At 59.1% G+C, this 12670-nt stretch carries 13 protein-coding genes; 7 read left to right on the top strand and 6 right to left on the bottom strand.

Features of this window, described 5'->3' with window-relative positions:
• Positions 1-138 precede the first annotated feature (138 nt).
• The 7 genes from RHPLAN_RS30760 (at position 139) to RHPLAN_RS30730 (ending at position 6632) form a co-directional block, all read left to right on the top strand.
• Positions 139-690, top strand: a complete 552-nt coding sequence (locus RHPLAN_RS30760; protein ID WP_068026552.1) for an NADPH-dependent FMN reductase — start codon at positions 139-141, stop codon at positions 688-690.
• 91 nt (positions 691-781) lie between these two features.
• Positions 782-1561: a 4,5-DOPA-extradiol-dioxygenase gene (ygiD, locus tag RHPLAN_RS30755; RefSeq protein WP_068026550.1), complete on the top strand. Its 780-nt coding sequence runs from the start codon at positions 782-784 to the stop codon at positions 1559-1561.
• 112 nt (positions 1562-1673) lie between these two features.
• Positions 1674-2957: a M20 family metallopeptidase gene (locus RHPLAN_RS30750; protein WP_068026547.1), complete on the top strand. Its 1284-nt coding sequence runs from the start codon at positions 1674-1676 to the stop codon at positions 2955-2957.
• Positions 2958-3001: 44 nt separating this feature from the next.
• A complete protein-coding gene (locus RHPLAN_RS30745; RefSeq protein ID WP_068026544.1) occupies positions 3002-3652 on the top strand; it encodes a trimeric intracellular cation channel family protein in 651 nt (216 codons plus the stop codon).
• Between the two features lie 286 nt (positions 3653-3938).
• Positions 3939-4361, top strand: a complete 423-nt coding sequence (locus RHPLAN_RS30740) for a DUF2231 domain-containing protein (RefSeq protein WP_068032085.1) — start codon at positions 3939-3941, stop codon at positions 4359-4361.
• 1 nt (position 4362) lies between these two features.
• Positions 4363-5646, top strand: coding sequence for a PQQ-dependent sugar dehydrogenase (locus RHPLAN_RS30735; RefSeq protein ID WP_068026542.1), 1284 nt, complete (start codon positions 4363-4365; stop codon positions 5644-5646).
• Between the two features lie 125 nt (positions 5647-5771).
• Entirely contained in the window at positions 5772-6632 is an 861-nt protein-coding gene (locus RHPLAN_RS30730; RefSeq protein WP_068026539.1) for a universal stress protein, read from the top strand.
• A 13-nt stretch (positions 6633-6645) separates the two neighbouring features.
• Here the strand turns inward: RHPLAN_RS30730 and mnhG are convergent, their stop codons facing one another.
• The 6 genes from mnhG to RHPLAN_RS30700 are packed head-to-tail and all read right to left on the bottom strand — an operon-like array spanning position 6646 to position 12625.
• Entirely contained in the window at positions 6646-6975 is a 330-nt protein-coding gene (gene mnhG, locus RHPLAN_RS30725) for a monovalent cation/H(+) antiporter subunit G (protein WP_068026536.1), read from the bottom strand.
• Complete coding sequence (locus RHPLAN_RS30720) at positions 6972-7250, bottom strand: K+/H+ antiporter subunit F (RefSeq protein ID WP_068026533.1); 279 nt, start codon at positions 7248-7250, stop codon at positions 6972-6974. The genes mnhG and RHPLAN_RS30720 overlap by 4 nt, the downstream gene beginning before the upstream one ends.
• Positions 7247-7735 (bottom strand): Na+/H+ antiporter subunit E, encoded by a 489-nt coding sequence (locus RHPLAN_RS30715; protein ID WP_068026529.1) that lies wholly within the window; start codon positions 7733-7735, stop codon positions 7247-7249. The genes RHPLAN_RS30720 and RHPLAN_RS30715 overlap by 4 nt, the downstream gene beginning before the upstream one ends.
• Positions 7732-9351 (bottom strand): monovalent cation/H+ antiporter subunit D, encoded by a 1620-nt coding sequence (locus RHPLAN_RS30710; protein ID WP_084245935.1) that lies wholly within the window; start codon positions 9349-9351, stop codon positions 7732-7734. The genes RHPLAN_RS30715 and RHPLAN_RS30710 overlap by 4 nt, the downstream gene beginning before the upstream one ends.
• Entirely contained in the window at positions 9348-9692 is a 345-nt protein-coding gene (locus RHPLAN_RS30705; RefSeq protein WP_068026526.1) for a Na+/H+ antiporter subunit C, read from the bottom strand. Before RHPLAN_RS30705 ends, RHPLAN_RS30710 begins: the two co-directional genes overlap by 4 nt.
• A complete protein-coding gene (locus RHPLAN_RS30700; protein ID WP_068026523.1) occupies positions 9692-12625 on the bottom strand; it encodes a monovalent cation/H+ antiporter subunit A in 2934 nt (977 codons plus the stop codon). The genes RHPLAN_RS30705 and RHPLAN_RS30700 overlap by 1 nt, the downstream gene beginning before the upstream one ends.
• Between the last annotated feature and the right edge of the window lie 45 nt (positions 12626-12670).

Genomic DNA, 12670 nt, shown 5'->3' with positions numbered 1-12670 from the left:
AGAGATGGGCGCATGCTGAGTTGATGATCGTGACCACGATGAGGATTAATGCGGCGGGCCGTCGTAACTAGCGCTGGAGCCAGCAGAATCATCGGGGACCTAGCTTCACGCTGAGGCTCTATGCTCGAAGGAGTAAACATGAGTCAGTACAACATAGCCGTGCTTGTTGGCAGTCTACGCCGCGACTCCTTCAACGCGAAGTTTGCCAAGGCGATCGAGAAGCTTGCGCCGGCCGAATTTACTTTCAAGCATTCGCAGATCGGCGACCTCCCACTCTATAACCAGGACGACGATGCCAATCAGGTGGAGTCGGTCAAGCGTCTGAAAGCGGAGATCAAAGCAGCTCAGGGGCTGCTTTTCGTTACTCCGGAATACAACCGTTCGATTCCCGGCGTACTCAAGAACGCCATCGACAACGCGTCGCGCCCTTATGGGCAGAGCGCCTTCGCCGGCAAACCCGCCGGCGTCATCGGCGTTTCGGTCGGCGCAATCGGTACGGCATTGGCGCAACAGCATCTACGTAACATCCTCGCCTATCTCGACGTCGCCACGCTCGGCCAGCCCGAAGGGTTCATCCAGGCCAAAGAAGGCCTCTTCGATGCCGACGGCGGAATCGGTGCCGGCAGGCGGCAATTCCTCACGGATTGGATGGGACGGTACGTTGCCTTCGTGAAAAAGCACGCCGGCTAGTCGCGTAATTTGCAAGTGTTGCGGGGCGACACAAACATGAGCGGGTAAAGGAGCGGTCGATGACCCAACGGGTCTTGGAGCGGGCTCAATTATGACGGACCTTTTGCCGGCAATCTTCTTTGGCCACGGCAACCCCATGAACGCGATTGGGCAGAATGCCTACACGAAGGAATGGCACAAGATCGGGAAACAGCTGCTGCGCCCGAAAGCGATCCTGTCGGTTTCGGCACACTGGTACGTACCGGAGACTGGCGTGACCGTCTCGACCAACCCTCGCACCATCCACGATTTCGGCGGATTTCCGGAGGCGCTTTACCAGGTACAATATCCGGCGCCAGGCGACCCGGCGTTGGCGAGGCGCGTGCAGCAGTTGCTGGCGCCGCAAGAAGTGAGGCTGGACGAGTCGTGGGGACTGGATCACGGCACTTGGTCCGTCCTGAAGCATGTCTATCCGGCTGCCGACATACCGGTGGTTCAGCTGAGTATCGACGAAACCAAACCTGCTTCGTTTCATTTTGGACTTGCGCGCAAGCTGGCCCCATTGCGCGAGGAAGGCGTGCTGATCGTCGGCAGCGGTAATATCGTGCACAACCTCCATACTTATGCTTGGGGGCGGCACCCCCAGGAGCCGTATGATTGGGCACTTCGCTTCGAAGCTGCGGCACGGGAGAGGATGAAGGCCGGCGAGTTCAAGGAGCTGATCAACTACGACAAGCTCGGACGCGATGCCACACTGTCGATACCGACACCGGAGCATTACCTGCCGTTGCTGTATGTGCTGGCTACTATGCAACAACGCGAGAAAGTGCACTTCCCGGTCGAAGGCGTCGACGGCGGGTCGATCTCGATGCTCGCGGTGCAAGTAGGGTAATTATCCCAACGCTGCCGGTCCGCGCATGGTGCGTGTGACGACCGTGGCGGCTCTTGCGCCGTAGCACGCGCGGGATAAGACTGAAGTAGGGGCGATCGCGATGGAGTAGGCCATGGCATCGAAGCCGGTTATTTCTCTCGGTCCCGTATTGCGAAAGCTTGATCCGCTGCTCCCGGAATTGGAGGCTCTCTATAAAGACGTGCATTCGCATCCGGAATTGTCGATGCAGGAGACACGCACGGCGGCCTTGGCGGCGGATCGCCTTAGCGCCGCAGGCTTTAAGGTGACCACAGGCGTCGGGAAGACTGGCGTCGTCGGGCTCCTCCGTAACGGGGACGGTCCCACCGTCATGCTACGTGCGGATATGGACGCGCTACCAGTCCAGGAAGCAACCGGCCTTCCCTATGCCAGCAAGATCACGGCGAAGGATCGCGAGGGAAACATCGTACCCGTCAGCCACATGTGCGGTCACGACATGCATGTGACTTGGCTTGTCGGAGCGACCAAGTTGCTTGCCGAAGCGAAGACGACTTGGCGCGGGACCTTGATGGCCGTCTTTCAGCCTGGCGAGGAGACGGCTGAAGGCGCCCAAGCCATGATCGACGACGGGCTGTTCAAGCGCTTTCCAAAGGCCGACGTGGTCCTTGGCCAGCATGTCATGGTAGGGCCTTCAGGCACGGTTGCAGGGCGAGCGGGTGCGATTACATCTTCTGCAGACAGCCTTCAAATCCGGCTCTTCGGGCGCGGCGCGCATGGCTCGATGCCTCAAGCAAGCATCGATCCGGTGGTTATGGCGGCATCGACGGTATTGCGATTGCAAACGATCGTGTCGCGCGAGCTCGCCGCCGCCGAGGCGGCCGTGGTCACCGTCGGCGCGTTGCAAGCGGGCACCAAAGAAAACGTCATTCCGGATGAGGCGATCATCAAGCTGAACGTTCGCACATTCGACGAAGGCGTCCGAAAACGCGTTCTCTCGGCTATCCACCGAATCGTGAATGCGGAAGCAGCCGCCTCGGGTTCGCCTCGACCTCCAGAGATCACGACCCTGGACCACTATCCGCTCAACGTAAACGACGCCGAGGCAACCCATCGCGTCGCCGAAGCATTTCGGGGGCATTTCTCGGCTGAAAGGGTTCGGCTTACCGGCCCGGCTCCCGCAAGCGAGGACTTCGGATCGTTCGGGACCGAGTGGCACGTGCCTTCCGTGTTTTGGTTCGTTGGCGGTACCGATCCCGATGTCTACGCGAAGGCGAAGGAAGCCGGGCGGCTTAACGAGCTTCCGGTCAATCACAGTCCCATGTTTGCCCCGGTCATACATCCGACGTTGCGGACGGGGGTCGAGGCTCTGGTTGTCGCGGCCCAGGCGTGGTTTTTTGCACAGCAGGGAGCGCACTAAATCTCGAGCAGATCCAGCACAGTTGCTTTTAGACGGGGCTATGGATGTCGCTGCAAATTTTGTTGGACCTTCTCGGCACCTTTGTGTTTGCGATTAGCGGTGCGACCGCAGGAGCCAAACGACAATTAGATTTGTTTGGCATCCTTGTTCTTTCTTTCGTCGCGGCGAATTTTGGTGGAATCACGCGCGATGTCTTAATCGGTTCGGTACCGCCCGCCGCCATCAGCGACTGGCGATATTTGGCTGCGTCGTTGCTGGCCGGCGTCATCACGTTCTTTTGGTCGCCGCTCGTGGAAAAACTGAGCAACTCGGTCCTGGTGTTCGATGCCGCAGGATTGGCCCTGTTTGCGGTGTCCGGTACGCACAAAGCGCTCGCATTTGGGTTGAATCCGGTTATGGCAGCGCTGCTAGGGATGCTGACTGGCATTGGTGGCGGAATGGTACGCGATGTCCTTGTGAACGAAATTCCCACCGTACTGAAGGCCGACATCTATGCGCTCGCTGCCTTGGCGGGAGCCGCGGTGGTTGTGATCGGTTCCGCGCTAGCGATATCGGCGACGGTTTACACCGCCGTAGGCGCACTTCTTTGTTTCGCGCTGCGTCTTATGGCCATCCATCGCGGCTGGCACTTGCCGGCCGCGAAGCCGGCCGGACATGCGCTCAATCGATGCAACCAGGAAGATGAAAGTAGATAGTTGCGGCCCCGAACTTGGTCCCAATGGGTCTATAGCAGACATGGCACTTACTCGTTTCTAATCGCCACTCTCGAAAGCTCACCTTTCGGGCTTGATACGTCTCGCAGCATGTTGCCTTGAAATACGCTCCCACGGGCATCTGATTCGCCTCCGTCTAGCAGAGCGCCCCTGCGGGTCGCTGCTCTCGGCCCTCGACAATTGCCCGCATGAGTTTAATCTGCTTGGCGCGGGTCGAAACGAGGACACCGTTAATCGGCCGCTTGCTGATGCGCTCACGGAGTATGTTGTGGCTGTCACAGTCCTCCGCAGAACTCATGCCGAATCGCTTCATCCGCTTCACGCGGCTATTTTGGCGGGAACCGTTCCACTATTCTTGGGCGCGCTGCTCAATGACGTCGCGTACGCGTTGAGCTACGAGGTGCAATGGAAAAATTTTGCTTCCTGGCTAATCGCCGGGGGCTTGGTGTTTGCAGGCTTTGCCATGCTGTGGGCATTCATCGGTCTTTTCCGTGCAGGTCCGCGTGGCTGGTCGGCATTTTTCTTCTTTCTCCTGCTGGCCACATGGGTGCTCGGCTTTATCAACGCATTGGTTCACGCGATGGATGCATGGGAGGCCATGCCCGAAGCCCTCTTATTGTCAGCTATTGTTGCCGCGCTCGCGATCATCGCCACCGGGTTCGGCTTCAACGCCCTCAAGAGGGAGGGCTGATATGAGGTACGCAGACCTGCTGCTGATCTTGGCCGTATCCACCCTCGTAGCTGCCTGCGGCCGCGATCCCGAGCCGCAATATGGGCCTGACCCGCAGCTTCCGGAGCCGCAGCGCGGACTCTTACCGGCCATGAAGATCGCGAACCCGATGGAATGGGGCGACCAACGGCCCACCGTGCCCGAGGGCTACACGATCACGGCCATCGCGGCCGATCTTCAGATCCCGCGCCAGACATTGCTCCTTCCGAATGGTGATATCCTGGTTGCGGAAGGTAGAGGCGGAAGCGCGCCGAGACTTACCCCGAAGGACATTATCGCCGGATTCATCAAGGCGTTCGGCACAAGCCCTGTTGTGGGTGGCAACCGCCTGACGCTGCTGCGGGATAGCCAAGGTAAGGGTACATACGAAAAAATGGTCTTCGCCGAAGGCCTCAATGCACCTTACGGGCTCGCCTTGGTTGGCAACCACCTTTACGTAGCTAACCAGGATGCCCTGGTGCGTTTTGACTATGCGGATGGACAAGCCCGCGCAAGCGGACCGCCTGTCAAAATCGCGGACTTGCCTTCGCACCTCAATCATCATTGGACCAAGGCGCTGGCCGCCAGCTCGGATGGACGTTTTCTGTATGTCGGCATCGGCTCCAACAGTAACATCACTGAACGTGGAATGCCGGCCGAAGCCGATCGTGCAATGGTCTGGCAGGTTGATGCTCAAACAGGCGCACATAAGCCGTACGCCACCGGGCTCCGCAATCCCACAGCGCTGGCTATCCAGCCAAGCACAGGCCAGGTATGGGCGGTGGTGAACGAGCGGGATGAAATCGGACCGAACCTCGTCCCTGATTACCTCACCGCCGTCCGGGAGGGCGGATTTTACGGATGGCCGTATAGTTATTGGGGTCAGAACGTCGACACTCGCGTGCGACCTCCCGATCCGCAGAAGGTCGCTACAGCTATCCGCCCGGACTACAGTCTGGGATCACATGTTGCTGCGCTGGGGGTCGCCTTCTCCACGCCTAAAATGGGAACCCAGTTCGCAGATGGGGTGTTTGTTGGGGAGCATGGGAGCTGGAATCGGAGTGTCCCGGTCGGCTACCGGGTGAGCTTCGTACCGTTCCGCGACGGCAGTCCTATTGGTTCGCCCGTCGACTTCGTCGCGGGCTTTCGTGGGACGGACGGCAGGACCCGTGGGCGACCGGTTGGAGTGACCGTCGACCCGAAGGGCGCTCTGATAATTGCCGACGACCTTGCAAATGTGGTTTGGCGCGTGACGCCGACACGATAGCGACCGCCACCGGTCGCAATCGGCATGCCGCCCAGAATTCTGTTTAAGAGGCCATCTACCGACCGTGAACCCGACAACGGTCTGCGCTTAGCCTACAATGGACGAGCCTGCCCGGGAGAACGATCATGAAAATTCTCGCAGCGACGGATTTTTCGACCCGGTCCAATCGCGCTTTGCGACAGGCCGGCTTATTGGCATCACCGGTCAACGCACAGCTCCACGTCGTACACGTGGTCGATGACGATCAGCCTGAAGATTTGATACGCCTTGAAAAGAAAGAAGCCGAGCGCATCCTCGAGGAGCAGTCAGCATCAATGCCTGAGCTCAAGGGCGTCGACGTCCGATTAATGGTGGTGACAGGCGATCCCTTCGCTGCAATTTTGAAGACGGCCGAGGACGTAAAGGCTGACCTTGTTGTATTAGGTTCGCATCGCAAGCAAATGCTCCTCGACATCTTCATCGGAACTACCATCGAACGGGTGGTCCGCAAGGGGGCTTTCCCGGTCCTGATGGTGAATCACGAAGCTCAGCGAAAATATGAAAAGGTTATTGTGCCGGTGGATATGTCGGATCCATCGGCCCATGCAATTCAAGTGGCGCTCTCCAGGGGCCTTTTGACTGATAAGGGCGCTACGTTGGTTCACGCATTCACGGCTCTCGCCGCCGGCAAGATGTCTTTGGTCGGGACGGATCAGGCCAGCATCAATAGTTACATTGCGAGTGAACGTCAGCGGGTCACGGACGAGTTGGTAGCATTCCTGGTCAGCAAGGACCTGGGAGATCGCAGCCGATGGAAACTCCGAGTAGAGGAAGGCGGTGCTATGGAAATCATCTCGCGTGCCGTGGCACAGTTGGGGGCCGACTTGCTGGTCATGGGCACGCACGGCCGCTCCGGACTGCTGAAAGCGCTGATCGGAAGCGTCACGGAAGAGGCGCTTCGCTCTCTAAACGTGGACATCTTGGCCGTACCGCCTGCCCGACGATGAAGCATATTCTCGCCTAGCGCTTTTTGCTTTCAAATGTGCCGCGGAACACCGCGGCGCGCACCAGCACCGTCAAGCTAATTGGCGTCGTCACCGTTACAAAAATAACGATTAACAGCTCGTGCAGGACGAGCCTGCCTCCAAGTGCGGAAAAATAAATCATCGATGCGAGAGCGACGCAGGCTGTGCCCAGAGTCGTTCCAAGCGTAGGCGCGTGCACCCGTTCATAGAACGTGTGAAGCCGAAGCAACCCTGCGGAGCCGATCAGCGTGATCGCAGCGCCCATAACGAGCAATACAGCCGACAGAACTTCGGCAATAGGAAAAAGAATGGATCCTTCATTCATTCGATGATCTCACCGCGAAGCAGAAATTTTCCGAGCGCCAGCGTACTGACGAAACCCAAAAGGGCGACGATCAGAGCAGCCTCGAAATACAGCGTGCTTCCCGACCTGAAGCCGACCGTGACAAGTAGCAGCATGGCGCTCACGTAAAGGCTATCAAACCCAACGATCCGGTCCTGCGCTCTTGGGCCCCGCAGAGTGCGGATGGTCGCGCACGCCAGGGCGAGACTCAGCAGTATCTGGGCAGTCGTGACTGCCCAAGTCAGCATGTCACTCATGCGAATATCTCCAGCAACCGCCGCTCGTAGCGCTGTTTTATGATGCGCACCCACTCCGACTGGTCGACGAGATCAAGGACGTGAATGGTCAGAATTCCGCTGGCGCTGTCGAAGGCCACCCAAAGCGTCCCAGGGGTGGATGTGATGATACAGGCAAGAGTCGCGAGCCCGTAGGAGTTGCTGAGTTCGAGAGGGATTTCAACAAAGCCCGATGTTCGTGGCTTATCCCGCGAACCGAGAATGATGCGCGCGACCGCAATGTTGGAACGCACGATGTCTGCAACGACAACAGCAGCCAAGCATAAGATGGCGCCAAGTTTCTTCGGGCGCGCATTCTCGAGTTTCATGGCGTAGAGTATCCAACCGCCGACCAGAGCGATCGTAACGCCGATGATAAATTGCCCAAGCGAAACGGTTTGATTGAGAAGCAACCAAAGCGCGAGGAGTCCGACGCTCGCCAGCGGATATGGAAACAATTTTGTCATGACGGCCCCCGCGCACGGATCGTCCTGTAACCATCTCCGAGCACGTCGCGGATATAGACATCAGGCGAGTGCAAAGCCTGCGCCGTTGACTGCATGTACCGCATCATTGGCCCAGCTTGCACGGTCTGCCATGCCGACAGCAGCAAAAGCAGCACAACAGGCGCGATTTCGATCACCCTAACCCGCGGCACCGTTCGGTCTGTCGAGCTCCAGAAAGCCCATATGCCGGCTCGCGCCATGGCGATAATGGCGCCCAGGCCAGACAAGATAAGAGCCGGAACCCAGGACCATTGAGCAACGGAGATAGAATTCGAAGGGGGACCCAGCGCCGCAGTCAGCAGCGCGAATTTGGCAACAAATCCGGAGAAAGGAGGCAGGCCAGAGATCACGAGAGCGCAGCCAATAAAAGCCAGACCGAGAATGCCCATCGTCGCTGGAATGGCGATCCCTCTTTCCTCCGTTTCTTCCAATTCGTCCTCTTCGCCGTAAAGTTCGCGCGTCACGGCGAGCACGTCCGCGCCCGGCTCACGGCCGCGCTCCACAAGTTCGACCAACAAGAAGTAGGCGCTTAGACCAAGTGTCGAGCTTACGAGGTAAAACAAGGCACCCGCCGTCACACTAGCCTGTCCCATACCGATGGCGGCAAGAACGGTACCGGAGGACACAAGCACCGAGAACGCCCCGATCCTCGCCATGCCCTGTGAGGCCAGGCTGCCGATCGCACCAAATGCGATGGTCACCATACCACCCAGCAGCAGCCACTCCCCTCCGAATTGAGCTGATGCACCTGCTTCGGCGCCGAACAGAAGAAGCCATAACCGCAGGACGATATAGGCGCCCACCTTTGTAAGGATTGCGAAGATGCAAGCGACGGGCGGCGGAGAGGCGGCATAGGTCCCCGGCAGCCAGAAGCACAACGGCCACATCCCGGCCTTGGTTAGGAAGGCCACGGCGAGGATACCCGCCCCTGCCTCTAACAACGCACGATCCTGCTCGCGGATGGAAGCGATGCGGCCTGCAAGATCGGCCATATTCAGAGTACCGGCAACGCCGTAAATCAAACTAACGCCGATCAGGAAAAGCAGAGATGCCGCGAGATTGACCACAATATATTGGAGTCCGGCCGTCACTCTCGGACTTCCCGAGCCATGCAGCGCCAGGCCATACGACGCAGCCAGCAGCACCTCGAAGAAAACGAAGAGGTTGAAGAGGTCACCGGTGAGGAACGCTCCATTGATCCCCATCAGCAGGAATTGAAAGAGCGGATGGAAGAGCACCCCGACACGGTGCCAGCGAGCCAATGAGAACACGGCGGCCGCCATGGCCACGACGCTCGTCAACAGCAGCATGAGGGTGGAGAGTCGATCCGCGACGAGCACAATCCCGAATGGCGCCGACCACTCGCCAAGGCGGTAAACGCCAGCCACGCCGCTCGTCGCACCGTCGGCCGCCCACACGAGGGCAATCGAGATCGCAATCAATCCGAGAGTGGCGGCTATATTCAGCGCGGCATTGATGCTGCGATGGCGCTCGCCGCCCAGTGCAAACATCACGGCGGCGGCCAACAACGGCAGCAATACCGGCGCCACGATTAAGTGGTCGGAGAATCGGATCACTGCTCCGACTCCCGTCCATCCACGTGGTCAGTGCCGGTCAGTCCGCGCGAAGCGAGCAGAACCACCAGCAGGAGCGCAGTCGTCGCAAAGCTGATGACGATGGCTGTCAGGACGAGCGCTTGCGGCAACGGATCAGCGTAGTCCGACGCCATCCCGGCGGCGCGCTCGGACAGGATTGGCGGTGATCTGGTATGGAGCCGCCCCATGGCGATGATGAAGAGGTTCACTGCGTAGGATAGGAGCGACAGGCCGACAATCACCTGGAATGTGCGCGGTCGAAGCAACAACCAGACGCCAGAGGCGGTGAGCACACCGATTCCCGCGGCAACTATTATTTCCATCATCGCACCTCAGTTTCTGGTGACACCTGAGGAGCGGTGGTATCGGCGGCGATGGAAATCCTGTGGCTTCGCAGGGACTGGTGCGCGATCGCGATTAACATCAGGACAGTCGCGCCGACGACCAGCGCGAATACGCCGACATCGAACAATAAAGCGCTGGCCAGAGGAGTGGACCCGACCAGTGGAATTTCCAGATAAGAGAACGAGGAGCTCAGGAATGGCCTGCCGAACGCAAAAGCCCCAGCTCCCACTCCGGCCGCGAGAAGAAGGCCAAAGCCCATCCATCGGACCGGCAGCACGCGCAAATGGGACTCGACCCACGTCGTGCCTCGCGCCATGTATTGAAGGATGAATGCCACTGCCATGATGATCCCAGCGACGAACCCTCCGCCAGGCAGATCGTGGCCTCGCAGAAGAAGATAGAGTGCCGCGGCTCCCACGACCGGGAACAGCATTCCCACCAGTAGCGCTGGCACCGCCATCACATCGTCGACAGCTGCGTGCCGGGCCCCCTGGGGCTGCTTATCGCCCGCCGCGGCGCCTATCTGCTGCTGCTCGGGGACGCGGATACTTTCGGCGGCCGGCCGGAACCGACGCAACAGCGCGTAGACGCTGGCCGCTACAATGGCGAGCACTGAAATTTCACCGAGCGTGTCGAACGCCCTGAAGTCCACCAAGATGACGTTCACGATATTGGTGCCCCCTCCCTTGGTGTAGGCATTCTCGGCAAAGAATCCCGCAATACTCTCTGGTCCAGGACGGGTCATGACCAGATACGCAAGCGTGGCCAGACCAAACCCTGCGGCGACGGCCATGAGGAAGTCACGGGCGCGGTACCATCGAATAACCCTACCGGCCGATTGAGGATTTCGGATTCGTTTGGGTAGCCAGCGGAGACCCAACAAAAGCAAAACAGTCGTCACGGTCTCGACCGCAAGCTGCGTCAACGCCAGATCCGGCGCTGCCAGCCAGACGAAAGTGACGCACGTCACCAGCCCTGCGCCGCCGAGCAGAATCAGCGCAGCAAGACGGTGGAATTTTGCCTGGTAGGCGGCAGCCACAGCACAGGATATGCCCACAGCCCAGACGATGCTGAGCGCAATATCGATGTTTCCTGGCCAAGAGAGCTGCGTGTGAACTCCACGAAGGTAGATGGGAGCAAAGCCGGCAAGGAATGCAACACAGACGAGGAGCTGAAGTTGTGGCTGCAGCCGTCGTGTGCCGAACAATTGCTCCAACCGTTTGGCTATCCGCCACGAGAGGGTGAAGAGCGCGAGATCAAAAATTCGCTGCCCTTTGATGTGACGCAAGAGCGGCGGACCCTCATGAACTTGGAGATACGATCGGAGTATCATGTACAAAGCCACACCGCCCAAGATCGCCACGGCGCTCATCACGAGTTCAGGAGTGAAGCCGTGCCAGAGCTGGAGGCTGTACTGCGGCAGCGTGGGACCCAGAACCGCATGCAGCGCGGTCGCAAGTAGCGGAGCAATCGTGAAAGCCGGAACCATACCCACCACAAGGCAGGCGAGCACAAGCAACTCCGCCGGAAAGCGCATCAGGAACGGTGGTTCGCGTGGCGTCCGAAGAACAGCGGTCGGCGGCGGGCCAAAAAACACGTCACGTATGAAGCGCAGTGAATACGCGACTGTGAACATGCTCGCGGCGGTGACGATATAGGGCAGCGCTTGGTCGACGAAAGAGTTGTCGTGGATCTCGATGGTCTCGGCGAAGAACATTTCCTTCGACAGAAAGCCGTTCAGCAGTGGGACGCCGGCCATGGCGGCTGCCGCAACCATGGCCAATGCCGCGGTGATCGGCATGAATTTTCTCAATCCGCTGAGACGGCGAATATCGCGTGTCCCGGTTTCGTGGTCGATGATTCCAGCCGCCATGAACAAGGACGCCTTGAACGTCGCGTGATTCATGATGTGGAAGATCGCGGCCACTTGCCCGAGGGGGGTATCGAGCCCGATCAGCAGAGTAATCAGCCCGAGATGACTGATGGTCGAATAGGCGAGCAATCCTTTCAGATCCTGCTGAAACACGGCGATAAAGGCACCGAGAATGAAAGTCACGAGCCCAGCCGATCCGACGAGCCAGAGCCATTCGTTGGTGCCGCCCAGGGCCGGCCACAGCCGTACCAGAAGAAAGACGCCCGCCTTCACCATGGTAGCGGAATGCAGATAAGCCGAGACCGGGGTCGGCGCCGCCATCGCATGGGGCAGCCAGAAATGAAACGGAAATTGTGCGCTCTTTGTCAGTGCACCGAGAAGGATGAGAACCATCGCGGGCACGTAAAGGGAATGGCCGCGAATCTGCGCGCCGGATGCCAATACTCGATCGAGGTCATAGCTGCCGACGATATGCCCAAGGATCAGCACGCCAGCGAACAGGCAGAGTCCCCCCGATGAGGTGATGATCAGCGCCATGCGTGCGCCATCGCGCGCTTGCGCGGTGTGATGCCGGTAGCCAATCAGGAGGAACGAGAAGAGACTTGTTAGCTCCCAAAAAAAGACCAACTGGATGAGATTGCCCGACAACACGATCCCGAGCATCGCGCCCATGAATGCGAGCAGAAAAGCGAAGAACCGGGGAACGGGATCGGCGGCCGACATGTAATAGCGGGCATAGACGACCACCAGGAACCCGATTCCTGTAACCAACACGGCCATCACCCATGCGAACCCATCCATCCGCAGGTCGAAGGTCAGTCCGAGCTCGGGCATCCAGGGGATGCAGTGATGCACCACGCCGCCATCGACGACTTGGGAATAGCAGGCGATGACGAGTAGGAGCGCTGTGAGCGCTATTCCGCCGGCGACATAGGTCTCCGTATTGCGGGCATTTGGCGGGAAAAGAGCAGCGACCAAACTGCCGCAGAAGGGCAGCGTGATGAGCGTAAGTAAAACTACGGCAGAGATAAGCGCCATTCGCTGCACCGCGTTGGGAGGACTTACATTGTGGCATGGTAATCT

This window comes from Rhodoplanes sp. Z2-YC6860 (assembly GCF_001579845.1).
GTDB lineage: Bacteria > Pseudomonadota > Alphaproteobacteria > Rhizobiales > Xanthobacteraceae > Z2-YC6860.
The sequence above is the reverse complement of the archived record's forward strand: the minus strand, read 5'-3'. Positions and strand labels throughout refer to the sequence as shown.

What these genes read in the sequence shown, in the direction of transcription:
- ygiD (WP_068026550.1), top strand. Translation starts at nt 782, where the DNA reads ATGACGGACCTTTTGCCGGCAATCTTCTTTGGCCACGGCAACCCCATG.
- mnhG (WP_068026536.1), bottom strand. Translation starts at nt 6,975, where the DNA reads ATGAATGAAGGATCCATTCTTTTTCCTATTGCCGAAGTTCTGTCGGCT.
- RHPLAN_RS30745 (WP_068026544.1), top strand. Translation starts at nt 3,002, where the DNA reads ATGTCGCTGCAAATTTTGTTGGACCTTCTCGGCACCTTTGTGTTTGCG.
- RHPLAN_RS30750 (WP_068026547.1), top strand. Translation starts at nt 1,674, where the DNA reads ATGGCATCGAAGCCGGTTATTTCTCTCGGTCCCGTATTGCGAAAGCTT.
- RHPLAN_RS30730 (WP_068026539.1), top strand. Translation starts at nt 5,772, where the DNA reads ATGAAAATTCTCGCAGCGACGGATTTTTCGACCCGGTCCAATCGCGCT.
- RHPLAN_RS30705 (WP_068026526.1), bottom strand. Translation starts at nt 9,692, where the DNA reads ATGGAAATAATAGTTGCCGCGGGAATCGGTGTGCTCACCGCCTCTGGC.
- RHPLAN_RS30720 (WP_068026533.1), bottom strand. Translation starts at nt 7,250, where the DNA reads ATGAGTGACATGCTGACTTGGGCAGTCACGACTGCCCAGATACTGCTG.
- RHPLAN_RS30735 (WP_068026542.1), top strand. Translation starts at nt 4,363, where the DNA reads ATGAGGTACGCAGACCTGCTGCTGATCTTGGCCGTATCCACCCTCGTA.
- RHPLAN_RS30700 (WP_068026523.1), bottom strand. Translation starts at nt 12,625, where the DNA reads ATGGCGCTTATCTCTGCCGTAGTTTTACTTACGCTCATCACGCTGCCC.
- RHPLAN_RS30760 (WP_068026552.1), top strand. Translation starts at nt 139, where the DNA reads ATGAGTCAGTACAACATAGCCGTGCTTGTTGGCAGTCTACGCCGCGAC.
- RHPLAN_RS30715 (WP_068026529.1), bottom strand. Translation starts at nt 7,735, where the DNA reads ATGACAAAATTGTTTCCATATCCGCTGGCGAGCGTCGGACTCCTCGCG.